We start from the raw sequence: 23,651 nt of genomic DNA, 5'->3' as shown, positions 1-23,651 counted from the left end.
TCCCATTATAATCTAATTACAGAAATATACATATACGAAAGAAAGGGGAAAGACGATGAACAGCATAAGTAAGCAAGACATGTGGAATGCAGGCTTATACGATGAAAAACATTCATTCGTATCAAACTACGGAGGTGATTTAGTCAGCCTCCTTGCCCCGAAAGCTGGGGAAAAAATATTGGATCTTGGCTGCGGCACAGGAGATTTGGCAAACAAGTTATCTGCGAGCAACTGTGAAGTTCTTGGCATGGATAACTCGCCGAATATGATTGCTACCGCAAAAAAGAAGTACCCTCATCTGAACTTCCTTGTAGGCGATGCGACAAACCTTCCATATACCGAGGAATTTGATGCTGTTTTTTCCAATGCGACACTTCATTGGGTTAAGCCTCCTGAGCAAGCATTAGCTTCCATTTATACAAGTTTAAAGCAAGGAGGAAGGTTTGTTGCCGAATTCGGTGGAAAAGGCAATGTGCAAAAGATTTCAGAGGCCGTTCTATCAGAAATCGCTGCTTGCGGGTTGACCTTTGACTGGGATAAGTATCCCTGGTATTTCCCGAGTATTGCTGAGTATACAACCAAAATGGAGCAAATAGGATTCCGCTGTATTTATGCACAGCATTTTGACAGGCCAACACCTTTTATTGGTGAAAACGGTCTGTATAACTGGCTGGAGATGTTTGGTGGAGCATTTTTTGCAGGAATGGCAGAGAGCACAAAAAATAAGATTATTAAAAGTGTAGAAGCTAAATTAAGAGCAGATTTATATGTGGATGGGACATGGATAGCCGACTATAAACGAATTCGAGTCATCGGTATGAAGGAATAAACAATAAATAAAAAACAGAATGCTGTTATTAAAGGCATTCTGTTTGTTTAGTTTATAAGCCATTCGCAAGCAATTCGTCCAGACGGCAGAATTGGGATTCCATGCCTTGGACAACACCCATTTCCAACACTTGCATCAGCGCTTCCTCTGAAGCAAAGGCGCTCTTAATTTCAAGAAGTGTTTGCTGGCTTTCTTCCTTGAAAAAGACGCTGATCTGCATTTTCGGCATGTCAGGAGCAACATTTCCGTCCTTATCTGAGAACGCATCTGTATAGAGTATGACTTCTGGTGCAACCATTTTCTTATACACTGCAAGTCCCCAAGATTCCTGCCCAAAAAAATCTCCCTGATTTTCATCTGTACAAGTCATGCAATAATGCCATACGCCATTTTGCTTGAATTCAAAGCTTGTATTTTTAGTTTTCCAGCCCTCTGGTCCCCACCAAGCCTCTATCAGTGCTGAGTCGGAATAGGCCTTAAAAACCGCTGCTCTAGGTGCCTTAAACTTTCTCTCCATTACAAGATTATTACCTTCCGTGTAATAGACTATATGCTCAAAAGTTTGCTTTTCAGACATAACATACCTCCAAATATTTGATCCTGTTTTTCTAGCAGCAAAGATAAGTTTCCTATCGTTTACATTCTAGCAATACTCATTGAAATCCTGCTGTGTCACACGATGAACTTAGTATGCGGCACGAGGGTTGAACAGGAGCTGTGTACGGATAACCATTCAACTGTGATTCTTTATGTTAAGGCATCTTCGGCACAAGGATGAACACTACAAACTTCTTCATATAGATGAGTGCCCCTCTCTGCTGATAAATGGATCATCACTCTGTTCCTGCTTTTTCACATACTCAAGTGTCTTCTATACTCGGCGCTTTATTTATGAGGCTTGCCAGTAAATGACTGCTGCTCCTATTCGCCCTTCTTCATACTCTTCCCTGTCGAACAACTTGCACCTGACAGTCTGACTGCAAAGGCAAGTGGCTCAATAAAAATGAATGATAAAAATAAAAATAAAGAAAAAAGCAGTGATGTTAAGCAGCAAATGCTGAAAACTCTAACCCTTTTGTTGTTTTTTAAGGTTCAAGAACGCTTTCCAAGGCTTGTTTGTATTGTTGTCTTAAAAATATGCGTTTGCACTGATTAATTCGCGGATACAGCTTGGTCTCGTTTTTATATACTGTACTATACGGCAAGGGGGTGAGGGAGTTGGCAGGGAAATTCAATATAAAAGATCAATTCGATTTAAAGTTTAATGTAAATGGAAAAGAAGTTTCAAATGAAGAAAGAGCAGCATATGTGGAGCAGTTCATGAACAAGATGACAGAAGAAATGGGCGGCTTGGCAAAAAAGCTCAGCAGCAAGGTCACAGACACTGTTGCGAATAAAAGTGTGGATGCGATAAAGGAAAAAGCAGTCAATACACTAAATATTAATTCCATTAAAGACTTGCTGAATGAGGATAACCTCAGCAAGCTGAAAGAAAAGCTACCTGTCATTGACGCTTCAAATGAGGAAGGAAATTTAAAAGTAAATGTAAATGGAAAATCACTTTTCTCATTAGACCTTTCTAATTTCATAAAGAAATAACAAAAAAAGAAATGTTGCTTGAAAGGAGGTGAAATCATATGTTGTCTGGATGCACATCTGATTCTCACAAAAGAAGCCGTTCTGGCTCTGGTAACGGTACAGAACTTCGTGCATTTACAAACGCTACTCAAGGTAACGGTAACCTAGCTAACCAATTTTCTGCTGCTGGTGCTGCTGGAGGAGCTGCTGTAGGTGTAAACTTGTTGAACTTCTTCATTGGCGGAATTCTTGTAAATGCAAACAGTGCTGGTGATGCTACTGCTGTTTCTTTCAACGAGAACAACCCTGAACAGGTGAACGAAGCTTAATACTAATCAAAATTTCCGGGCAGCATTTCCGTGATTGATTCGTCAATTATGGGCATGACTGCCCTTCTTATCTTATATATATTACATAAACGAAAGGAAGTGGGAACATGGCGGAAAAGAACATTGGCTTAACGAAGGAAAAGCTGCAGGAATTAGGCGTGCCAGAGGAGCTTGTTGACAAAATCCTTGAATCAGGAGCACCTTCTGTCAACACACACGCAGAAGGAGGAAATGGCGGCAGTGCAGTCAGTTTAACCTATGTGGACAATTATTCGAGCTTAATGCTTGTTTACACCTTTCTTTTAAATACTATTCAGCAAAGTAACAATCGAGACAGAGAAACAAGACAGCTAAACAAATCCTTGCTGACTACTCTCGAGACTGCAATGAAGGAACAGCAGGAATACAGGAAAGCGTTCCTGCAAGCAATCAACATTCTTAATAATAAATAACTGTAAAAGATAAAAAGCCAACAACATGGAAGTGACCCCTAAAAGTTAGGTACGGTTATTTCATCAGACAGCTTGCTCAAAATGAGTTCGGTATTGTACCGGACTCATTTTGAATTTGCCTTATCCGTTTGGCATTATAATATTCCATATATTTTTCAAGGTTCTTATTTAAGATGTTCTACATATTCGAATTCCTTATATTAAAGGAATTCTGATTTCATCATCCCGAAGAAATTCTCCATCACTGAGCTATCGTAACAGTTTCCTTTATGAGACATACTTTGTTTCATTCCTCTTTTTTGGAGGGCAGGATGATATTGTTTTCATCTGGTAATGCCAGCCTTGATCTGATTTGCTCTTCTGGTGAACGTTCAAGGGCTTTCTCTAACATCTCCGAAACAAGTGAATAGGGTGGTTTTTTCACGGATGGATGCCCCTTTTCTTGCGGTTCAGGGGGCTTCTATATCGCCAACCTTCATTTATCTCTGCTAATTATACACCATTGTATAACTAGGGATTTTAAAAAGAATGCAGTATCCATTAGTGGCAATTACTTTCGGGTTGAAGCCTTGGACAATATTTAATTTTATATCACTTGTATATTAGTCATAAAAAAACTGCACCTCCAATTGTTAGACAGTGTCTACCAATTGGGGCGCAGTTCAACATTGTTGGCTTTTTAACATGCTTCTTAATGAAGCTTATTTTTGTTTGTTGTATTTATATCATCAAAGGAATCAACAACATTGTTGGCAATTGTTTTCGTCACGAGCTGCAGCATGTCATTGACAATTTTTTGTGATTCTTTAAATTCTGATACGATCGGTATCTCGTCAATTTCTGCTTGAAGTGCATCAATCTTCGCTTCTGTTTCCTTCAGTGCTGAGATTTTTCCATAATGCTGCAAATTTACTGCTTGCTTCTGCAGCTTTTTAATCTGAGCAATTCGGTCATTCACTTTACTGTTTTGGTTGATTTGTTTTTCCGCACGTATGTAAAAATCAACCTCTTCTGTTTCCTGAATCATTTTGGCAAGCTCTTCTGTCCGCTTCAATATTTCTTCTTTAGAATATTTAGCCATCTCAGTTTGCCTCTACAGCTTCGATAATCTCAATCATTTCACCATTTAATGACCAAGTTTTCGCATCTGTAATTTTAACTGATACGAGCTTGCCGATTGCTGATTTCGGACCGACAAAGTTCACAAGCTTGTTTTTGCGCGTATAGCCTGCAAGCACATCCGATTGTTTTTTGCTTTCGCCTTCTACAAGTACTTCCACGATTTGGCCTTTATAGCTCTTCATGGATTCAGCTGATTTTGCATTCACCAATGCATTCAAGCGCTGTAGACGTTCCTTTTTCACTTCCATCGGCACATTGTCCTTCATTTTGGCAGCAGGAGTTCCTTCACGCGGTGAATAAATGAACGTATAAGCAGCTTCGAAGCCAACTTCTTCATATAAAGAAAGTGTTTCTTGGAATTGCTCTTCTGTTTCATTTGGATAGCCGACGATGATATCTGTTGTTAACGTCAAGTTTGGAATCGCTGCTTTCATTTTGCGAACAAGCTCTAAATACTGCTCTCTCGTATATTTTCGAGCCATGATTTTCAATACATCAGAAGAACCTGATTGTACTGGCAAATGAATATGCTCTACCATATTGCCGCCTTTAGCCAAAACTTCAATCAAATGGTCATCAAAGTCGCGCGGATGGCTTGTTGTAAAACGAATTCGCGGAATATCGATTTTGCTGATTTCATCCATCAAGTCACCTAGACGGTAGTTCATATCTGTAAAGTCTTTACCATATGCATTAACGTTCTGTCCTAGGAGTGTGATTTCCTTATAGCCTTGTGCTGCCAACTGACGGACTTCGTGAATAATATCCTCAGGACGTCGGCTTCTTTCCTTGCCTCGAGTATAAGGCACAATACAGTATGTACAGAACTTATCACAGCCGTACATAATATTAACCCATGCTTTAATCTGTCCATTACGTACTTTCGGAAGGTTTTCAATAACATCCCCTTCCTTCGACCATACTTCTACGACCATTTCCTTGGACATATAAGCTTCATGAAGGATGTTTGGCAAACGGTGAATATTATGAGTTCCAAAGATAATATCAACTTGGTTATATGTTTTTAAAATTTTATTAACGACAGATTCCTCTTGAGACATACAGCCGCAAACGCCAAGTAGAAGATCAGGCTTCTCTGTTTTCAGAGACTTAAGATGACCAAGCTCACCGAACACTTTATTTTCTGCATTTTCACGAATTGCACATGTGTTCAGCAGGATGACATTCGCATCCTCTACTGTATTCGTCGGCTCATAGCCTAAACTTAAGAAAATACCTGCCATTACTTCTGTATCATGTTCGTTCATCTGGCAGCCGAATGTGCGGATATAAAACTTCCGTCCTTCTCCCATACCGCGGAATTGTTCAGAAATCACAAAGTCATTTTCATAACGGATTTCTTCCTTTCCTCTGCGCTTTGCATCCCTTAAGGATGGAGGTGTATAGACAGTTTCAAAATATTTGCTGTAGTCTTTTTCAGGTTTTTTAACCGTTGAAGTAACAGTATCCAATTTTTGAGTTTCTAAACGCTGTTTTTCGTTCATTTAACATACTCCTCTCTTATCGATGAGATGTCATTATCATCCATAAGCTTTTGTTGAAAAATTTCCCATTAACGCATTCATATGCTAGTTTTGACAAGTTTACATTATATTAGTATAAGCCTTTCAAGCTATGAACACAATAGGAAGGTTCTTAGAGCATACTGGATGAACGAATGTTGGCTACTCGTGTGGATACCGTTTTTTCATGTTCTGAAACAGAAACTTTTCTGTCTGACTGGTAGTATAGTATTTTAACAGTTCATTGATTAGATTTTCATAGCCATAAATGGACTCGAGGCCGCACACAAATGAGTCTGTGCCATCAAAATCGGAGCCGAATCCCACATGATCCTCGCCCCCTAATGAACAAATATAATCTACATGCCGAATCACATCTGTTAGCGCCGCAGAGTCTGTTCCGCTCAAAAAAGGTGGAACAAATGTGATGCCGATAACACTGTTCACATCAATCAGCGCTTTTATTTGATCATCTCGCAAGTTTCTTGGATGAGGACATAATGTGTACGCGTTCGAATGAGAAGCGAATGGGTAGTCTGCCACTTCCAGTGTATCCCAAAAGCCTCTTTCTGAAAGATGGGAGACATCGCACCAGACTTTCTGACTATTAAGCTCTTTCACTACTTCTTTGCCAAAGACAGTCAGCCCAGCCCCTCTGGGCTCCATCGCTCCATCGGCTACAGCGTTGGCGTGATTCCAAGTCAGTCCAACAGAGGTAACGCCAAGACGCAGCAAGGTTTTAAGCTTAACTAAATCCTCCCCGATCGCTTCACACCCTTCTAATGTTAAGACAATACCGATTTCATCCGGCAATAGGGAATCAATATTCTGTTGGCTTTTAATTAGCTTTAAAAGCGGATTCGGTTTTAAGATTTGTTCATAAAAGATATCAACCATTCTCAAGGCTGCATCAAAGCGCACATCAGGATGCACGGATTCAGGCAGATAAATCGCAAAGCATTGAACCTTTGCTCCGCTGCTGCGTAATCCCTTATAGGTAACTTGCAGTTTGTTGCTTTCATGAAAGTGAATCTTCTGGTCTAAAAACATTTTAAACAACACATCACAATGTCCATCAAAAAAAGGCAATGCTGCCATCTTCTCACCTCGTGAAATCATAATTAACTATATTATATTCTGCTTTTATCCAAAAGCGCCTACTTGCTAAAAAAAGAACCTGTATGGCTAATCATACAGGTTCAGTCCCTTATTCCTCTGCCGGCTATTTACTATGTAAAAGAGCAGTGTTAACAGGGTTATGGTTTGTTCATTTGCCTATTTTTCGCCTGTTTATCTAGGCTCTACAATGAGCTTGATGGCTGTTCGTTCCTCACCGTCAATAACGATATCAGTGAAGGCTGGGATACAAATTAAATCCACTCCGCTAGGTGCTACAAACCCTCTTGCGATAGCAACTGCTTTAACAGCTTGATTCAATGCACCTGCACCAATAGCTTGGATTTCTGCTCCGCCTCTTTCACGCAGAACACCTGCAAGCGCACCAGCTACAGAATTGGGACTAGACTTTGCTGAAACCTTTAATATCTCCATTTCTAGCTCCTCCTTGTTAACCCCCCCGCATGTTCAGCATATTAATAGAACACATCAGGATATATATCATTCCATTGCTACTATATTCTGCTTTTAAAACACTTATTCCAGCTTGGACAAAAATTTAGGAAAAATAATCCTAAATTGCGTAAAACACTGTATAACAAAATAAAAAAACCGAAACTTTACGTTTCGGTTTCCACTTTATTAAGAGAAGAATGGATGATCTTCATTAATAAGGATTCGGTTGATTTTTTTCGCTTTGCCGGTTTTTTTGTCCACCTCGATCAGACATGCACTCAAAGTCGCTCTTCCTGCTTTTGGCGGCTCAAAGCGTGTCGGCAAGTTTGTCAAAAATCTGTTAATGACAGCTGACCGTTCCATTCCTAATATGCCGTCATATGGGCCTGTCATGCCGACATCTGCCATAAATGCTGTTCCTTGCGGAAGGATGCGGTTATCAGCTGTTTGTACATGGGTATGTGTTCCGATAACTGCTGTAACCCTGCCATCTAAGTACCAGCCCATTGCCTGCTTTTCACTTGTTGCCTCTCCATGAAAATCAACAAAGATAATATCTGTTCGTTTTTTCGCTTCAGCAATCAGTTCATCTGCTTTTACAAATGGATCATCACTTGGATTCATGAAGGTTCTTCCTTGCAGATTGATGACAGCTACTTCTATATCATTGATTTTGACAAAAACCATGCCTTTGCCAGGATTATTCTCCGAAAAATTGGCTGGTCTCACCAAATATTTGGCTTCATCAATAAAATCAAAAATCTCCCGATTATCCCAAGTGTGATTACCTAAAGTCACCGCTTGAGCTCCTACCTCTAAAAAGCCGCGGTAAATTTTTTCTGTAATCCCTTTGCCGCCAGCAGCATTTTCACCATTAATAATCGTCAATTGAGGGCGGTATTTTTCCTTCAGCTTCGGCACATATTCTTTAATCATGTCCCTTCCCATCGATCCGACCACATCGCCTATAAATAAAATATGCATAATATAAATCCTTTCTATGAAGCCCTGCCAAATATGGCAGCTTCCTATCCAAACTAGGTTCTCTTTAGTTTAACATACATTCATTCTTTTTCTCTTATACAGCTTTTCAAAATAAAAACGGTGCACATGGCACCGTTTTTTTATTTTGCGTATTCAACAGCTCTTGTTTCACGTATAACTGTAACCTTGATATGTCCTGGATAATCCAGCTCTTCTTCGATCTTTTTGCGGATATCACGTGCTAATCGATGTGATTCCAAATCGTCAATCAAGTCAGGTTTAACCATTATTCGTATTTCACGGCCTGCTTGAATAGCAAACGACTTCTCAACACCATCATATGATTCAGAGATTTCTTCTAATTTTTCGAGACGGCGAATATAATTCTCTAGTGTCTCTCTGCGGGCACCAGGTCTTGCAGCTGAAAGTGCATCAGCAGCAGCAACAAGTACCGCAATAATAGAAGTAGGCTCTGTATCGCCATGATGGGAAGCAATGCTATTAATAACCACAGGATGTTCTTTATACTTGGTGGCAAGTTCTACCCCAATTTCAACATGGCTTCCTTCGACTTCATGGTCAATAGCTTTTCCGATGTCATGGAGCAATCCTGCTCTTCTCGCAAGTGTTTCATCTTCCCCAAGTTCCGCAGCAAGTATACCTGAAAGCTGTGCAACCTCTATACTGTGTTTCAGCACATTTTGGCCGTAGCTTGTTCTGAATTTTAAACGGCCGAGAATTTTGATCAAGTCAGGGTGAAGTGCATGTACACCAACTTCAAATGTTGTCTGTTCACCGATTTCACGGATATGTTCATCAACTTCACGTCTTGCCTTATCGACCATTTCCTCAATGCGAGCTGGATGGATGCGGCCATCCTGCACAAGCTTATCAAGGGCCAGTCTTGCTGTTTCCCTTCTGATAGGGTCAAAACCTGAAAGAATGACAGCTTCTGGTGTGTCATCAATAATTAAATCAATTCCAGTAAGTGTCTCAAGCGTACGAATGTTGCGCCCTTCTCTACCGATGATTCGGCCTTTCATCTCATCATTAGGCAAGTTAACCACGGATACAGTTGTTTCGGCAACATGATCTGCGGCACATCTTTGGATAGCAAGCGACAGAACTTCTTTCGCTTTCTTGTCTGCTTCCTCTTTTGCTCTTGTATCGCTTTCTTTAATCATTATAGCGATATCATGGGCGATATCTTGCTCTGTTTTGTCTAAAATGATGGATTTTGCCTCTTCGCGAGTTAAACCGGAAATGCGCTCTAGTTCAGTTTGCTGCTTGCGAACCATCTCATCCACTTTGCTCTCCATCTCTTCCATATGCTGTTGTCTTTTATTAAGAGAATCGTCCCTCTTTTCTAAAATTGTTTCCCGTTTATCAAGCGCCTCTCCCTTACGGTCAAGGTTTTCTTCTTTTTGCAATAAACGATTTTCTTGTTTTTGTAGTTCATTTCTTCGATCACGAACTTCTAGTTCTGCTTCACTGCGAAGCTTGTGAATCTCATCCTTTGCTTCTAACAAAGCTTCTTTTTTCAATGCTTCTGCTTCACGTTTTGCAGTTTCAATCATTTGTTCAGCAGTCATTGTCGCATTAGCAATTTTTGCATTAGCATTGGACTTACGAATAAAATATACAACAAAGCCAACAACGGCAATTACGATTAGGCCAAGCAAAATGGAGATGATAATTGTATTGGTTTCCATCATTTCACCTCCTCTTGCTATTAAATTGTGTTGTTACGATTTTAAAAGTATTGGCTTATAGTTCTTTTTAAAGCGAAAATACTGCCCTAGCACATAGTTTCTAGGTTTTTCATACTCATAAAAATGTAAAATATACAATATAATTGTATAGTTGTGCCAATTCATTGTCAAGAGCTTGAATTAGGAGGATAGACACTAATTTAAGGGGTTTCATCTTATTCGCCTATGCATAATCTAGCATTTACTGGTAAATTATACATCTTTCTCTCTTCTTGTAAAAAACTGTTGCGAAACGAATAGATTCTAATTCCCAACCCTCAGATAAAATCGATTCGTATTACTAGTATAGACAGGAAAAAAATACCTAAACAGCACCTTTAGCTGTTTTTCAAATAACGAAAAAAGGATAGCAGTCTAGTGACCGCTATCCTATCCTTTACGTTAGTCTACTAATTCAAAAGACTCTTGGTCTTCTTCATCTTGTCCTGGTTTTAAGACAACTTCGTTATCCAAACCGTAGTGGTCACGAATCTTCTTCTGAATTTCAAGAAGAATATCTTTGTTTTCTTTAAGGAAAAGCTTCGCATTTTCACGGCCTTGGCCTAAACGCTCATCATTATAAGAATACCAAGATCCGCTCTTTTGAACAATATCCAGCTCAGAACCAAGATCAATTGTCTCGCCTTCTTTGGATATACCTTCTCCATACATGATGTCGACTTCCGCAACTCGGAACGGCGGTGCTACTTTATTTTTCACAACTTTGATTTTCGTTTTATTTCCGACTATATCCGTACCTTGTTTAAGTGTTTCAGCACGGCGAACTTCTAAACGAACAGTTGAATAGAATTTCAATGCGCGGCCACCTGGTGTTGTTTCAGGGTTTCCGAACATAACGCCAACTTTTTCACGAATCTGGTTAATGAAAATCGCGATTGTTTTCGATTTGTTGATTGCACCTGAAAGCTTACGAAGCGCTTGTGACATCAAGCGAGCTTGCAAACCAACATGGGAATCACCCATCTCCCCTTCAATTTCCGCTTTAGGTACAAGTGCTGCAACGGAATCGATAACAAGGATATCAACGGCACCACTTCTTACCAATGCTTCCGCGATTTCAAGCGCTTGTTCTCCCGTATCCGGCTGAGAAAGAAGCAGCTCATCAATGTTTACACCGAGCTTTTGTGCGTAAACAGGGTCTAACGCATGCTCTGCATCGATAAATGCAGCTTGTCCACCAGTTGCTTGAACTTCTGCAATTGCATGTAGAGCAACAGTCGTTTTACCTGAGCTTTCAGGACCATAGGTTTCAATAATACGGCCTCGTGGATATCCGCCAACCCCAAGTGCTGCATCCAATGCTAATGAACCGCTCGGAATAGTGGAGACAACCCGGTCTGTCTGTTCTCCTAATTTCATGATACTACCTTTACCAAATTGTTTCTCTATTTGTTTTAATGCCATTTCTAAAGCAGCTTGACGATCGCTCAAAAAATTCTCCTCCTTTAATATATAAAAATGAATCATTTCCCATTCGGCAGATTCATTTGGTGTTCAAGAATATATATTAAATATACTCTTTTTCTCCGAGTTTGTACAGCAAAAAGTAGAACATTCATTCGTTTTTTTAAAAATGCTGCACCATAACTAAGAAACGAGCCAGGAGTGCTAATTACAGCTTCTTCAATTCTTTAAGCAGGAAAAATTGTCCGTATTTTGACGATCTGCTTCTGTTTGCCGAACGTCCTCCTCCAAGAAGAAGCTTTTCTGAAATAGTCGGTTTTCCTTTCACAGCAATTCCGATATAAACAGTTCCAACCGGATGCCCTTCTAACTCATCAGGACCAGCGACTCCTGTGAAGCTGATTCCGATATCTGTGCCAATCAGTTTAGCTACGTTTTCAGCCAGTTCGATTGCACACTGCTCACTTACAACACCGTGATTCTTAATAGTCTCTTCCTTAACAGAAAGAACATTTTGCTTCACTTCATTCGTATAGCAGACCACTCCACCGCCAAAAACAACGCCTGCTCCTGGGATGTTCGTCATTTCCTGCTGGAACAATCCGCCGGTGAGGCTTTCGGCCGCAGCGACAGTCAGTCCGTGTTTCTCTAATTCCTTAGAAAGCTCTTTAGCAAGAGTCGTGTCATCATACCCATAGAAGAATTCGCCGACACGTTCAAAAATCTCTGTTTCAGCAGCATCAATTAAACGCTCTGCTTCCTCTTGTGAATCATGCTTGCATGTTATGCGGAGAGTGACTTCCCCTTCGCCAGCCAGCGGTGCGATTGTCGGATTTGACTGCTTATCAATCAAATCAACAATTTCTGTTTCCAGCAGCGATTCTCCTATGCCGAAAAAGCGCAGCACTCTTGAGACGATTAGCTCTTTTGTTGTCAGCTTTTCCTGCAGTGCCTGATAGCCGTATACATCGAACATTGGCTGCATTTCCTTAGGCGGACCAGGAAGGAGCATGTAGAAACGGCTGTCTTTTTCAAGGAACATTCCAGGCGCCATTCCATGATCATTTGCAAGTATGCGGGAGCCTTCCAGTACTAGCGCCTGCTTCTTGTTATTTTCTGTCATCGTGCGCTTAGAACGCACAAAGTATTGCTCGATTGAATGGATAGCATCTTCATCAAAGACAAGCTTTTTCCCAAGATGCAAAGCGATTGTCTCCTTCGTCAAATCATCCTTTGTAGGACCAAGGCCCCCGGTAAAAATAAGAAGATCTGAACGAGACTCGGCAATCTTAATCGCATCCTCCAAGCGGGTTGAATTGTCCCCAACCGCTGTGTGATAATAAACATTTACTCCGAGATTTGCCAGTTGCTTTGAAATATATTGGGCGTTTGTGTTGGCGATTTGACCGAGCAGCAGCTCAGAACCAACAGCTATGATTTCTGCATTCATCCGTTCATTTCCCCTTTCTCTCTCCCATATATGGGTGTCTCTTTCCTTATTCCCAACTTGCCTTTAATTCAAAAGTTAATTTCTGCTGAAAATTATTTAGAATTAGCAAAAACATGCTTATTCTTAGCGAAATAGTCCCAACCAGACCAGATTGTAAAGATTAAAGCAACCCATAAAGCGATTTGATCGAATTGTAGTCCAATCAATTCAAAAATCATGTTGTGCAAAAGCAATGCGGAAATTGCGACGATTTGTGCCCATGTCTTTATTTTCCCAAGCATGTTTGCAGCGACCACTTCTCCGCCTTTTGCAAGAATAGCACGCAGCCCTGTTACAGCAAATTCTCTGCTGATAATGACAATAGTAATCCAGGCAGAAGCCATATCAAAACTTACAAGTACAATTAGAGCAGCTGATACAAGCAGTTTATCTGCCAAAGGGTCAAGAAATTTGCCCAAGTCTGTCACGAGATTATATTTTCGTGCGAAGTAGCCGTCAACCCAATCTGTTGTCGATGCCAAAATGAACAGAAGTGCGCCGACAAAATGAGTCACAGGCAATGAAACGCCAAGCAGCTCCAGTTCGCCCCAAGAAAAGTCTGCAAGCATAATGACTAAAAATACCGGAATTAACAGTATTCTTGAAATGGTTATTTTGTTAGGTAAATTCATCTTACTTCCTCCGTTTTATGTACAAAAATAGCGTTATTTCATCATTGGCCAGTCAAAGAAGACTTACGTTACGCAAAATTAGCCAAAATAGTATGAAAACATTAGTATTATACCCAATAATAATAAAAAAAGCGAAATATAGTGACCTAGCAGACTCTCTAAACATGCTGCATATTAAGAAAGAAGTCTGCAAAAAGCAAGAAAGAGCCGATTACACAGCCCTTTTTTCTTGCTAAATGGTTTTTGTTATTCACTATCCTTGACATACTTGATTGTGATGTCTTGGCGTACGGAATCTGACGGCGAAACAGCAAAATCGATTTTCTCATCATTAACATAAACCTCTGTTTGACTGCTGTTACCGATGACAAGCACCGCTTCTGTTTCCTTCGAGTAATCTACTGTCTTAGATTCTTCTCCATCTTTATCGAGAATGCCTTGGAAGAAAGAATACCCTTTGCCGTTTTGCATGTTCACCCATGTCTGTCCTGTTGAAACAAGCTTGACGCTGAACTTGTCCGCATTTTTCAATTCATATGTAGAGGCGCTTCCGCTTGTTCCGCTAACGGTAATTTCCTGCTTAGGCGTTTCCTCTTCCTCTTCTTCAGCAGGCTCATCTTCTTTAGTTGCTGTATCGGTCGCTTTTTCTTCAGAGGCATTGTCATCTTTCGCCTCGCTGTTTTCCGTATCCTTCAGCGTTTCTGACTCGCCATACTTCGCTTCTGTTGGGGCGTTTTCATTCTCTGCAGCAGAGTCACCATTGCCGCCTTTTGATATGAAATACCATGCAATGGCAGCCACACCAATAACGAGCAATGTAATAAGAATCTTCGGCAATATATCAAATACCTTTGATCCGCCTTCTGACATCGTTTGTCTTGATGTCACCCTTGAGAGCTTCTCTGGTATTTCCTCATTGCCGCTTGACGGGATTTCGCTCTTATATTCTTCAAACAAGTCATCAGCAGGCAAATTTACTGCTTCCGCATATTGTTTAATGAACGCTCTGGCATAAAAATTCCCGGGCATCATGCTGAAGTTGCCCTCTTCAATCCCGATAAGATAACGGGTTTGTATTTTTGTAATTTCTTGCAGCTCCTCAAGGCTTAAGCCTTTTGCAAGCCTTGCTTCTTTTAATCTGTTTCCTAGTTCACTCACAAATAACACCTTCCAACTTGCTAAAAATCAAATCCTTGAAACTCATTTTGTAAAAGCAGCGCATTCTTTTTGCGGACATCTAAGATGATTTCTTCATTCGGCTCATGACGAAGCTCGATAATATAATCAAAATCATCTAGTGAATATTCCGTATTATGAACAAACACATCCGGATGCTCGACCACTTTGACAGCAGGAAGGCGCATCACTTCCCTGATCAGCTGCCAATGCTTCTCGTTTATCTGCTTGCTAGAAACAACTCCATCTATAATAAAAAGATTGTTCTCACTATACTCATCTTGAATCAGTGAACTTCTGACAGTCTGTTTTAATAACGTTGAGCTGACTGGAAGCCACCTTTTGTTAGCACTGACGCTTGCTGCAACAATCGATTCTGTTTTGCCAACCCTGGGCATTCCTCTTATCCCTATTAGCCGATGTCCTTCGAGCTTAAACAGTTCTGCCATAAAATCGACCAATAGCCCCAGTTCAGTGCGGACAAACCGAAATGTTTTTTTGTCATCTGCATCTCTTTGTATGTATCTGCCATGACGCACAGCCATTTTGTCCCGAAGAGTCGGCACACGGAGCTTGAACACCTTGATCGTGTCCATCGTATAAAGGATGGATTCCAGACGCCTCACCTGCTCATCATCGGTTGTTGTCATTAAAAGGCCTCTCCGCCCATCATCGACCCCATTGATGGTAATAATATTGATGGAAAGCATACCTAGCAATGATGATATTTCCCCGAGTAGTCCAGGTCGATTTTTTTGGATTTCATATTCTAGATACCATTCCTTCTCTCTCAAAAAAATCCTCCCCAAATCTTGTTCTGTTCGTTTTTTTAACTCTATATAATAATAAAGGAAAGTTCCTAAAGATGAAAGAAAAAACCAAGCACTTTCCGATAAAATTAGAAGCATGTGCAGCTATGTATTATTTGAAGCTGTTTTTCAAAAAGGAAAAGAGGCAGCTTATCCATAAGGTGACCATAAAATGAAAAAAAGGAATAGCTTTAATTGCCTTCTTGCTTTTTACGGATCTCCCTATAGATATAGCCGCCTCGAAAAATAACCCTAATTAACGGTCAGTTCCGTTGTTTTGAACAAGCTTGACCATCATGTTCGCAATTGCATGCTGCTCTTCTTCAGAAGCAACAGACCAAAGATCAGCAAGAATTCTTTCCTGATCGTTTTTTGGTTCTACTTGGTTTGATAAGTAATCACCAATTTGGAATGCAAGATCACCAATAACGCCTTTGTTCATTCCTTCGTTTTGTGCATGATTAAGGCGGTCACCTAAAAAGTCTTTCCATTGATCCCAGTTTTGCAATATAGACATAGAGGTACTCCTTTCCATTCTGTAAGTTGTATTACATAGTTATTTTGGATTGTTCAACCGAATTATATGCATAACAACTTAGGAAAAAATCTTTTACACATGCCAGCCGCCATTTGGTGATAATACTTGTCCTGTTAAATAAGAGGAGTCGCCAGACAGCAAAAATAAAACGCTTTGTGCGACTTCCTCTGCCTTTCCAAGCCTGCCCATCGGAATTTCCTCTGCCATCCATTCCTTTTCTTCAGCTGTAAACATGCCGAGCATCTTTGTATCGATAGCACCAGGTGCCACAGCATTAACGCGAATACCATTTCTGGCAACTTCCTTGCTCAATGCCTTAACGAAGGATAGTTGGGCACCCTTTACAGTGGAATAAGCAACCTCCATCGATGCACCGATCTGTCCCCAAATCGAAGATATAGCGACAATATTGCCAGCTTGCTTTTGTGTCATTTTCGGCAAAAGCTCCCTTGTGACAGATATTAAGGAAGCGACATGTAGATTCCATAGCTGATCCATTATTTCATCAGTCGTATCCGCCAACATTCCGTAAACACTCACTCCGCTGGCATACACGATACCATCAAGGGAAAAAATCGAATTTATCACTTGTTTATATCCATCCCGTTTGCTTAAGTCAGCTTTTATTGCTATATAATCTTGACCAAATGGCGCTATCTCTTCAAGTAGTTTTCGGATAGCCTCCTCATTCTGGTTATAATGCAAATACAAGGAATACCCCTTGCTTGCTAGCAATTTTGCAATGGCTGTGCCAATTTCCCCTGTTGCTCCTGTAATTAAAATATGTTTCCCCATTTTGTTCACTCCGTCATTTCTAATGTGTACAGCAAAAAAGGAAGTGGGTTTCATCCCATTTCCTTTTTGCTGTTAACTGCCTTATGCTATGCCTTTGGCACAACTTGGCAGACAGTGATTCTGTCTTCGTCAATAAACCGCTGTGCAGCTGCCTGAATGTCCTCTACAGTTATTTGTTCAATCGTTCCGACAACATCAAATAAATTCATATCATTGAAGGAATATCTTGTAAACTGATTCGCAATATATTCAGGTGAATTAACGGCACGAAGGAAGGTTCCGATTCGTTTCTTTTTCGACCGTTCAAGCGTTTCCTTTTGAATGGCAGTTGATTTTGCCTCTAGAAGTATTTTTTGAATTTGCTCTGCAAGTTCATCCGGCTTGCTTGTATCTCCGCCGACCATCGCAAAGCCAAAGCCCTTTTCCTGTGTATAATCATAAGAGAAGGTATCATCAATCAACCCTTCAGAAAACAGATATTGATAATTTTCGGAGCTGTTAGAGAAAAGCAAGTCGAGCAACGTGTTAATACACAGCTCATTCTTCAGCATTTTAGCACCTTGCTGCTCGGTGTCCACTGCTTTAACGCCGACAAGGCATTTGGATGTTTGCACATTCATATTAAGCACTTGTTTCTTTTTATGCACCTCTAGTGGTTCTTCCTCAAACTGCCTTTTTATTTCCGACTTTTTCGTATAGTCCTTCTTCTGCTGGTTTGCTTTAATACTTTCCATATATTCGTTAGGATCTACCGGACCGACAATAAACAAGAGCATATTGCTAGGGTGATAAAAAGTATCATAGCACTCATACAGCAAATCCTTTGTAATATGTGATATCGACTCAATTGTACCTGCAATATCAATTTTAACAGGATGGTTTTTATACATGTTTTCAATCAAGCCAAAATACAAACGCCAGTCAGGATTATCATCATACATCGTAATTTCTTGGCCGATAATACCTTTTTCCTTTTCAACTGTCTGTTCAGAGAAATATGGATCTTGCACAAAATCAATTAATGTTTCTAGGTTGTTTTCAACATTCTGTGTGCTAGAAAATAAATAAGCCGTTCTTGTAAAGGAGGTAAATGCATTAGCAGAAGCTCCGTTTTTGCTGAACTCTTGGAAGACATCACGGTCCTTCTTCTCAAAAAGCTTGTGCTCTAGAAAATGAGCGATGCCATCTGGAACTTTTTTATATTCTGTTCCGTTCAACGGGACGAACATGTTGTCAACAGACCCGTAATTTGTTGTAAACGTACAGAATGTTTTGTTGAAGCCTTTTTTCGGGAGAATATAGACTTTAAGCCCATTATCAAGCTCTTCAAAGAAAAGTTCTTCTTGCAGCTGTTCAAAAGAGATTTTTTCCATTAGTTATTCCCCTCCGATCCTGATAGGAAATAGATTGTATCCAATTCGATTTTATTAGCAACACTTTGAATTTCTTCCTTCGTTACCTTGCTGATGGATTGCAGCCATTGGGACATATCCACTTTTACACCGCTTACTGCATTATGGTAGAACACCTCAATCATACCTCTTGCTGTATCAAGTGTTTCAAGCATTTGATTATGAGTGACTGCCTTTGTCTGCATAATTTCATCATCAGTGAAATCACCCTTTTTCATTAGCTCTAACTGCTCCTTAATGATAGATACAGCCTTTTCATAATTTTGCTGGTCAATCCCTGACAAAACCATCAGCAAGCCTTTATGACTTTCAATCCGGCTTGCAGCATAGTAAGCAAGACTTTCTTTTTCTCTTACATTAAGGAAAAGCTTGGAGTGGGAAAAGCCGCCATAAATGCCATTGAATATTTGCAAAGCAAAATAATCTTCATCCCCATACACAACATTTGTTCTGTAACCGATATGAAGTTTGCCTTGTTTCACATCTTGAACTTCCTTTACTTCCTTTTCCTTTACTTCCTTATGTACCGCCCTCGTATGTTCGGAAGCCGTTCTATCAGCAAATGGCAGCTTTGTGCTTATATAAGAGGCTATTTCCTCTTCATCAATATCTCCTACAACAAATACATCGATTTGATCCTCTTGTCGCGATTTCTCATAGTATTGATACAGTTCTTCTGCTGTGATAGGATCTACCTTATCAGCAATGCCGTTTACACCTAAAGCATATGGCTCTCCTTTAAACATTTCTTCTACTAAACGGAAATTAGCATACCTCATTTTGTCATCATAAATGGATTGAATTCTTTGCTTCAAGGCTCTTTTTTCATCTTCGACTATTTTTGCTACGAAGGATTTTCCATCTCCGTTAGGGTTAAAAAGAATTTCCGCCAAAAAATCGACGCCTTTTTTCAGCAGCGGGTCTGGATTGCTCAAAAACTTTTCATTAGCTATTTCTAAGGAGAAGGAAATAATTTGATAATCACCTTTTTTGGAAAGGTCAATAAAAAATGTCGCTCCATATAACTCTTCCAAATATGAACGAAGTGTTGCGGTATTTGGGTACTTATTGGAGCTGTTTTGCAGGACATACGGCAAAAGAGCCCTTAATGTAGCACTTTCTTCTGTAATGGGAGCCTTCCACTTTACGACAATATTATTTGTTTTAAACTTCTCTGTTTTAACAGTATGCAGATTATATCCGCCGTATTTCCTGACTTTCTCTTCAGCAACACTCATGGGCTACCTCCTAAGTTCACTGCACTAAAAAATGCATATTTTTATAACTATAGTATTGACTCTAATACAAAGGATATTCTTACTATAACTTTGTTAAGCACACGTTTTCAAGTTTCTTTCGTGCAAATCACAACCGTGTTTATCAAATGGTATGTTTTAATACCACTTCATAATCCTTAAAACAAAAAAATCTCCTGTTGCATAAATGCAACTAGGAGATTTTTGTAATATAATTATCTGCTTCCTTTTATATATGGGACACCGGAAGCTTTCGGTGCATCTGCTCTGCCGATGAAGCCAGTAAGTGCGATGATTGTCAGCACATATGGGGCAATCAGCAAGTATACATTCGGAATGTTCTCAAGGAATGGCAAGCTGCTTCCGACGATGCTCAATGATTGGGCAAATCCGAAGAACAGGGCCGCACCCATCGCTCCTAATGGATTCCACTTTCCAAAAATCAATGCTGCAAGAGCCATGAACCCTTGTCCGCTGATTGTAGAATGAGTGAAGTCATTTGTAATCGACTGTGCGAACACACCGCCGCCGATACCGCCTAACGCACCAGATAAAACAACACCGATATAGCGCATTTTAGTAACATTGATACCCATTGTATCAGCTGCCATCGGATGCTCCCCAACAGCACGGAGACGAAGACCGAATGGTGTTTTGAACATTACAAACCAAGAAATAATAGCTACTATAATAGCCAGATAAGATGTCCAGTACGTATTCTGGAAGAACAATTCTCCAATGACTGGAATATCTTTCAATACTGGAATATCCACTTTTTTGAAGCTGTATTGAATTGTTGCAGTTTGTCCTTTGTCATAAATCAGTTTAACCAAAAACATTGCCAAACCTGCTGCAAGCAAGTTTATCGCAACACCGGAAACAGTCTGATCAGCGCGGAATGTGATGGACGCAACAGCATGCAGCAAGGAAAAGACTGCGCCAACGACCATTGCACACAATAAGGCTACCCATGGAGTCCATGCTCCTAAGCTGTCTGCAAAAGTTAAGTTGAATACGATGGAAGAGAATGCCCCCATCAGCATAAGACCTTCTAGCCCGATATTAACAACACCGGCACGCTCTGAGAAGTTACCGCCAAGCGCAGTAAAAATCAGCGGAGCAGCCCATAATAGTGAAGAAGGAATGACAATTAATAATACATCCATTAATCCCACTTACTTCTCCCCCTTTTTACTTTTATTTTTGCTCATTTTCTCTAAGAAGATGCGTATCATATAGTTTGCTGCCACGAAGAATACGATTAATGCGATGATGATATCAACCATTTCATTCGGCACACCAGCCTCGAGCGGCATATTCAACGCTCCGACTTTCAAGAAGCCGAATAATGCGGCTGCAAAGACAATACCTAATGGTCCATTTGCACCGAGAAGAGCAACGGCGATTCCATCAAATCCTACGCCTGTGAATCCAGCTTTATTGCTGACATATTCGAATGTTCCTAATCCTTCCATTGTACCTGCAAGACCTGCAAAGGCACCAGAGATTACCATAGAAAGAACGATATTTCTGTTAACATTCATACCGGCATATTGAGAAGCATTCTGGTTAAAGCCAACTGCTTTCAATTCATAGCCTTTAACGGTTTTCTCAAGAATAAGCCACATAATAAGCACACATGCTAGAGCTATTAAAATTCCCCAGTGTAAACGGGAATAATCTGTCATGCTGCTCAAGAAATCTGAGCGAAGAGACGCAGATGCCGGAATATTTTCCGTACGGTCTGCCTTATCTGTTAATACATTACGAATTAAATAGTTTGATACATGCAATGCGATATAGTTCATCATAATGCTGACGATTACTTCATGCACTCGGAAGCGTGCTTTTAAAAATCCTGGCACAAATGCCCATAATGCACCTGCAGCTGCTCCTGCAAGCACTGCCAACGGCAAATGAATGATTTTCGGCAAATCAAAAGCGACTCCGACCCACACTGCTGCAAGCCAGCCGACGATTAATTGACCCTCTACTCCGATATTAAACAAGCCTGTACGGAAGGCAAATGCCACTGCAAGTCCTGCAAGGATTAACGGAGTAATCTGGCGCACTACTTCACCGACAAAGTAGACTTCGCCGAATGCGCCGTTCCACAGTGCAGTATATGCTGCAGCAGGATCATAGCCGGTAACGAGCATGATGATTGTTCCAACTATAATGCCCAGCAATACAGATATAACAGGTATACTTATTTTTCTTATTGTATTAGACATTCTTCTCCACACCCACTTTTTTATCTTTCGATCCTGCCATTAATAATCCTAGCTCTTGTTCTGTTGTATTCTTCGGGTCTACCTCCGCAATAATATTCCCTTCAAAGATAACAGCAATCCGGTCGCTAACATTTAAGATTTCCTCTAGTTCGAAGGAAACAAGCAACACCGCTTTTCCTTTATCTCTTTGTTCTATCAGACGTTTATGGATAAATTCAATCGCTCCAACATCAAGTCCGCGTGTCGGCTGTGCCGCAATCAAAAGATCTGGGTTTCTGTCCACTTCTCTTCCGATGATTGCCTTCTGCTGATTACCGCCTGATAAAGCTCTCGCTGGAGTATGTGCGCCAGGTGTTCTTACATCGAACTCTTCAATCAGCGTTTTCGCTTTTAAATCAATTTCCCGTTTGTTCAAGAAGCCAGCCTTAGAAAATGGCTGTTTGTAATACGTTTGCAGCACCATGTTTTGACCAATTGGGAAATCAAGAACTAAGCCGTGTTTATGACGGTCTTGCGGGATATGGCCGAGACCGCTTTCTGTGATTTTTCTAGGTGTCAGGACGCTGAGCTCTTTGCCGTTCAGCTTAATGCTTCCGTTATCTTTTTTTAGCAGCCCTGTTATCGCTTCAATCAGCTCTGACTGCCCGTTACCATCTACACCGGCAATTCCGACTACTTCGCCGGCACGGACATTCAAGTTAAGCGAATTTACAACAGGTACTCCCCTAGAATCTTTAACAGTCAAATCAGAAATTTCCAAAACTGTCTCTTTAGGCTGCGGTGCTTTTTTGTCGGTTTTGAATGTAACTTCACGGCCGACCATCAAGTTTGCAAGCTCTGTTGGATTTGTTCCGCTTACATCGTATGTACCGATTCCTTCCCCTTTGCGGATAACGGTTACACGATCACAAACTTCCATGATTTCCTTCAGCTTATGAGTGATTAAGATGATGGATTTTCCTTCCTTAATCAATGTTTTAAAGATGCCAATGAGTTCTGTAATTTCCTGAGGTGTCAGCACAGCAGTAGGCTCATCAAAGATAAGGATTTCCGCTCCGCGGTATAAAGTCTTTAAGATTTCCACCCTTTGCTGCATACCTACAGAAATATCAGAAATTTTCGCCCGTGGGTCTACTGCAAGCCCGTAACGCTCACTGATTTCTCTTACTTCATTTTCTGCCTTTTTTAAGTCTATTTTTCCTTTACTTACTGTTTCTTTTCCTAAAATAATGTTTTCTGTAACAGTAAAGGTATCGATCAGCATGAAATGCTGATGGACCATCCCGATGCCCAAATCATTCGCTACATTAGGGTTGGAGATGTTGACCACTTTCCCTCTTGCTCTGATTTCTCCTCTTTCCGGCTGATAAAGTCCGAACAATACGTTCATCAATGTTGACTTTCCTGCACCGTTTTCCCCTAACAATGCATGAATTTCCCCTTTTTTTAACTGAAGGGTTATATTGTTATTGGCAACAATTCCAGGAAATTCTTTTCGGATATTCAGCATCTCAATAACATATTCCATCTCATTCACTCCTTCTTCTCCACAAACGAATGTCAAATAATTAAAAATACAGCTGGCAAAAAAATATTTAAGTGTCAGCAGTAAGAGGAATTTCTGCAACCTATGATATTTAACTATTTCGCTATAATTTCACCATCGTAAAATTTTTAATAAAAAGCAGAAGGCTTCTGCCTTTTAGTTAAAATTCTAGTTATGGTCGTAAAAAAGGAATAAGTGT

The 23,651-nt window shown here is 40.4% G+C and carries 24 protein-coding genes and 1 pseudogene; 5 read left to right on the top strand and 20 right to left on the bottom strand.

Annotated elements, in window-relative coordinates; translation table 11 throughout:
* The first annotated feature begins 55 nt into the window (after window positions 1-55).
* On the top strand, window positions 56-829 hold the full coding sequence (locus MKX82_RS07630; RefSeq protein WP_233314322.1) for a class I SAM-dependent methyltransferase: 774 nt from the start codon (window positions 56-58) through the stop codon (window positions 827-829).
* Window positions 830-881: 52 nt separating this feature from the next.
* Here MKX82_RS07630 and MKX82_RS07625 read toward each other — a convergent pair whose 3' ends face one another.
* Window positions 882-1,406 (bottom strand): SRPBCC family protein, encoded by a 525-nt coding sequence (locus MKX82_RS07625; RefSeq protein ID WP_341076149.1) that lies wholly within the window; start codon window positions 1,404-1,406, stop codon window positions 882-884.
* A gap of 426 nt (window positions 1,407-1,832) precedes the next feature.
* On the opposite strand from MKX82_RS07625, the gene MKX82_RS07620 reads away from it, so the two are divergent.
* From MKX82_RS07620 to MKX82_RS07605, 4 genes are all read left to right on the top strand, one after another.
* On the top strand, window positions 1,833-1,985 hold the full coding sequence (locus tag MKX82_RS07620; RefSeq protein WP_251644578.1) for a hypothetical protein: 153 nt from the start codon (window positions 1,833-1,835) through the stop codon (window positions 1,983-1,985).
* A gap of 62 nt (window positions 1,986-2,047) precedes the next feature.
* The gene (locus tag MKX82_RS07615) at window positions 2,048-2,428 is read left to right on the top strand and encodes a hypothetical protein (protein ID WP_233314324.1); all 381 of its coding nucleotides are present in this window, start codon (window positions 2,048-2,050) and stop codon (window positions 2,426-2,428) included.
* 38 nt (window positions 2,429-2,466) lie between these two features.
* Window positions 2,467-2,736: a hypothetical protein gene (locus MKX82_RS07610; RefSeq protein WP_185766892.1), complete on the top strand. Its 270-nt coding sequence runs from the start codon at window positions 2,467-2,469 to the stop codon at window positions 2,734-2,736.
* A 107-nt stretch (window positions 2,737-2,843) separates the two neighbouring features.
* Window positions 2,844-3,188: a hypothetical protein gene (locus tag MKX82_RS07605; RefSeq protein WP_233314325.1), complete on the top strand. Its 345-nt coding sequence runs from the start codon at window positions 2,844-2,846 to the stop codon at window positions 3,186-3,188.
* A 63-nt stretch (window positions 3,189-3,251) separates the two neighbouring features.
* Here the strand turns inward: MKX82_RS07605 and MKX82_RS07600 are convergent.
* The 19 genes and pseudogenes from MKX82_RS07600 to MKX82_RS07510 all read right to left on the bottom strand — a co-directional run.
* A pseudogene (locus MKX82_RS07600) lies at window positions 3,252-3,606 on the bottom strand (IS3 family transposase); the annotation flags it as partial.
* A 273-nt stretch (window positions 3,607-3,879) separates the two neighbouring features.
* Window positions 3,880-4,269: a RicAFT regulatory complex protein RicA family protein gene (locus MKX82_RS07595; protein ID WP_233314326.1), complete on the bottom strand. Its 390-nt coding sequence runs from the start codon at window positions 4,267-4,269 to the stop codon at window positions 3,880-3,882.
* Window position 4,270: 1 nt separating this feature from the next.
* The gene (gene miaB, locus MKX82_RS07590) at window positions 4,271-5,815 is read right to left on the bottom strand and encodes a tRNA (N6-isopentenyl adenosine(37)-C2)-methylthiotransferase MiaB (protein ID WP_233314327.1); all 1,545 of its coding nucleotides are present in this window, start codon (window positions 5,813-5,815) and stop codon (window positions 4,271-4,273) included.
* A gap of 180 nt (window positions 5,816-5,995) precedes the next feature.
* Window positions 5,996-6,952, bottom strand: a complete 957-nt coding sequence (locus tag MKX82_RS07585) for a dipeptidase (RefSeq protein ID WP_237941201.1) — start codon at window positions 6,950-6,952, stop codon at window positions 5,996-5,998.
* 171 nt (window positions 6,953-7,123) lie between these two features.
* The gene (gene spoVS / locus MKX82_RS07580) at window positions 7,124-7,384 is read right to left on the bottom strand and encodes a stage V sporulation protein SpoVS (RefSeq protein WP_016201204.1); all 261 of its coding nucleotides are present in this window, start codon (window positions 7,382-7,384) and stop codon (window positions 7,124-7,126) included.
* A gap of 207 nt (window positions 7,385-7,591) precedes the next feature.
* Complete coding sequence (locus tag MKX82_RS07575) at window positions 7,592-8,389, bottom strand: TIGR00282 family metallophosphoesterase (RefSeq protein WP_237941200.1); 798 nt, start codon at window positions 8,387-8,389, stop codon at window positions 7,592-7,594.
* Between the two features lie 140 nt (window positions 8,390-8,529).
* Window positions 8,530-10,101 (bottom strand): ribonuclease Y, encoded by a 1,572-nt coding sequence (gene rny, locus MKX82_RS07570; protein ID WP_233314778.1) that lies wholly within the window; start codon window positions 10,099-10,101, stop codon window positions 8,530-8,532.
* Window positions 10,102-10,542: 441 nt separating this feature from the next.
* Window positions 10,543-11,592, bottom strand: a complete 1,050-nt coding sequence (recA, locus tag MKX82_RS07565; RefSeq protein ID WP_233314330.1) for a recombinase RecA — start codon at window positions 11,590-11,592, stop codon at window positions 10,543-10,545.
* A gap of 181 nt (window positions 11,593-11,773) precedes the next feature.
* Window positions 11,774-13,015 carry a competence/damage-inducible protein A gene (locus tag MKX82_RS07560; protein WP_341076124.1) on the bottom strand — a complete coding sequence of 414 codons (1,242 nt, stop codon included), beginning with the start codon at window positions 13,013-13,015 and terminating at the stop codon, window positions 11,774-11,776.
* A gap of 92 nt (window positions 13,016-13,107) precedes the next feature.
* Complete coding sequence (gene pgsA / locus MKX82_RS07555; protein WP_233314332.1) at window positions 13,108-13,686, bottom strand: CDP-diacylglycerol--glycerol-3-phosphate 3-phosphatidyltransferase; 579 nt, start codon at window positions 13,684-13,686, stop codon at window positions 13,108-13,110.
* Window positions 13,687-13,932: 246 nt separating this feature from the next.
* Window positions 13,933-14,844 carry a helix-turn-helix domain-containing protein gene (locus MKX82_RS07550; protein WP_341076122.1) on the bottom strand — a complete coding sequence of 304 codons (912 nt, stop codon included), beginning with the start codon at window positions 14,842-14,844 and terminating at the stop codon, window positions 13,933-13,935.
* Window positions 14,845-14,864: 20 nt separating this feature from the next.
* Window positions 14,865-15,656, bottom strand: a complete 792-nt coding sequence (locus MKX82_RS07545; protein ID WP_233314334.1) for a YmfK family protein — start codon at window positions 15,654-15,656, stop codon at window positions 14,865-14,867.
* Window positions 15,657-15,927: 271 nt separating this feature from the next.
* On the bottom strand, window positions 15,928-16,188 hold the full coding sequence (locus MKX82_RS07540; protein WP_233314335.1) for a DUF3243 domain-containing protein: 261 nt from the start codon (window positions 16,186-16,188) through the stop codon (window positions 15,928-15,930).
* A 93-nt stretch (window positions 16,189-16,281) separates the two neighbouring features.
* A complete protein-coding gene (gene ymfI / locus MKX82_RS07535; RefSeq protein WP_233314336.1) occupies window positions 16,282-17,004 on the bottom strand; it encodes an elongation factor P 5-aminopentanone reductase in 723 nt (240 codons plus the stop codon).
* Between the two features lie 86 nt (window positions 17,005-17,090).
* Window positions 17,091-18,377, bottom strand: coding sequence for an EF-P 5-aminopentanol modification-associated protein YfmH (yfmH, locus tag MKX82_RS07530; protein ID WP_341076119.1), 1,287 nt, complete (start codon window positions 18,375-18,377; stop codon window positions 17,091-17,093).
* Window positions 18,377-19,654: an EF-P 5-aminopentanol modification-associated protein YfmF gene (gene yfmF, locus MKX82_RS07525; RefSeq protein ID WP_233314338.1), complete on the bottom strand. Its 1,278-nt coding sequence runs from the start codon at window positions 19,652-19,654 to the stop codon at window positions 18,377-18,379. The genes yfmH and yfmF overlap by 1 nt, the downstream gene beginning before the upstream one ends.
* 233 nt (window positions 19,655-19,887) lie before the next feature.
* On the bottom strand, window positions 19,888-20,847 hold the full coding sequence (locus MKX82_RS07520) for an ABC transporter permease (RefSeq protein ID WP_233314339.1): 960 nt from the start codon (window positions 20,845-20,847) through the stop codon (window positions 19,888-19,890).
* Window positions 20,848-21,906, bottom strand: a complete 1,059-nt coding sequence (locus tag MKX82_RS07515; protein ID WP_233314340.1) for an ABC transporter permease — start codon at window positions 21,904-21,906, stop codon at window positions 20,848-20,850. It lies immediately after the preceding gene.
* Window positions 21,899-23,434 carry an ABC transporter ATP-binding protein gene (locus MKX82_RS07510; protein ID WP_233314341.1) on the bottom strand — a complete coding sequence of 512 codons (1,536 nt, stop codon included), beginning with the start codon at window positions 23,432-23,434 and terminating at the stop codon, window positions 21,899-21,901. Before MKX82_RS07510 ends, MKX82_RS07515 begins: the two co-directional genes overlap by 8 nt.
* Between the last annotated feature and the right edge of the window lie 217 nt (window positions 23,435-23,651).

The sequence above is a fragment of the Niallia sp. FSL R7-0271 genome (assembly GCF_038005785.1).
In the GTDB taxonomy this organism is placed as follows: domain Bacteria; phylum Bacillota; class Bacilli; order Bacillales; family Cytobacillaceae; genus Niallia.
This window is presented reverse-complemented; position numbering and strand designations above follow the sequence as displayed.

Excerpts from the sequence above, each read along its gene's own strand:
- MKX82_RS07595 (WP_233314326.1), bottom strand. The coding sequence starts at position 4,269 with ATGGCTAAATATTCTAAAGAAGAAATATTGAAGCGGACAGAAGAGCTT.
- pgsA (WP_233314332.1), bottom strand. The coding sequence starts at position 13,686 with ATGAATTTACCTAACAAAATAACCATTTCAAGAATACTGTTAATTCCG.
- rny (WP_233314778.1), bottom strand. The coding sequence starts at position 10,101 with ATGGAAACCAATACAATTATCATCTCCATTTTGCTTGGCCTAATCGTA.
- MKX82_RS07620 (WP_251644578.1), top strand. The coding sequence starts at position 1,833 with ATGAATGATAAAAATAAAAATAAAGAAAAAAGCAGTGATGTTAAGCAG.
- yfmF (WP_233314338.1), bottom strand. The coding sequence starts at position 19,654 with ATGAGTGTTGCTGAAGAGAAAGTCAGGAAATACGGCGGATATAATCTG.
- ymfI (WP_233314336.1), bottom strand. The coding sequence starts at position 17,004 with ATGGGGAAACATATTTTAATTACAGGAGCAACAGGGGAAATTGGCACA.
- spoVS (WP_016201204.1), bottom strand. The coding sequence starts at position 7,384 with ATGGAGATATTAAAGGTTTCAGCAAAGTCTAGTCCCAATTCTGTAGCT.
- MKX82_RS07575 (WP_237941200.1), bottom strand. The coding sequence starts at position 8,389 with ATGCATATTTTATTTATAGGCGATGTGGTCGGATCGATGGGAAGGGAC.
- yfmH (WP_341076119.1), bottom strand. The coding sequence starts at position 18,377 with ATGGAAAAAATCTCTTTTGAACAGCTGCAAGAAGAACTTTTCTTTGAA.
- MKX82_RS07510 (WP_233314341.1), bottom strand. The coding sequence starts at position 23,434 with ATGGAATATGTTATTGAGATGCTGAATATCCGAAAAGAATTTCCTGGA.
- MKX82_RS07605 (WP_233314325.1), top strand. The coding sequence starts at position 2,844 with ATGGCGGAAAAGAACATTGGCTTAACGAAGGAAAAGCTGCAGGAATTA.
- MKX82_RS07630 (WP_233314322.1), top strand. The coding sequence starts at position 56 with ATGAACAGCATAAGTAAGCAAGACATGTGGAATGCAGGCTTATACGAT.
- MKX82_RS07625 (WP_341076149.1), bottom strand. The coding sequence starts at position 1,406 with ATGTCTGAAAAGCAAACTTTTGAGCATATAGTCTATTACACGGAAGGT.
- MKX82_RS07540 (WP_233314335.1), bottom strand. The coding sequence starts at position 16,188 with ATGTCTATATTGCAAAACTGGGATCAATGGAAAGACTTTTTAGGTGAC.
- MKX82_RS07560 (WP_341076124.1), bottom strand. The coding sequence starts at position 13,015 with ATGAATGCAGAAATCATAGCTGTTGGTTCTGAGCTGCTGCTCGGTCAA.
- miaB (WP_233314327.1), bottom strand. The coding sequence starts at position 5,815 with ATGAACGAAAAACAGCGTTTAGAAACTCAAAAATTGGATACTGTTACT.
- MKX82_RS07515 (WP_233314340.1), bottom strand. The coding sequence starts at position 21,906 with ATGTCTAATACAATAAGAAAAATAAGTATACCTGTTATATCTGTATTG.
- MKX82_RS07610 (WP_185766892.1), top strand. The coding sequence starts at position 2,467 with ATGTTGTCTGGATGCACATCTGATTCTCACAAAAGAAGCCGTTCTGGC.
- MKX82_RS07585 (WP_237941201.1), bottom strand. The coding sequence starts at position 6,952 with ATGATTTCACGAGGTGAGAAGATGGCAGCATTGCCTTTTTTTGATGGA.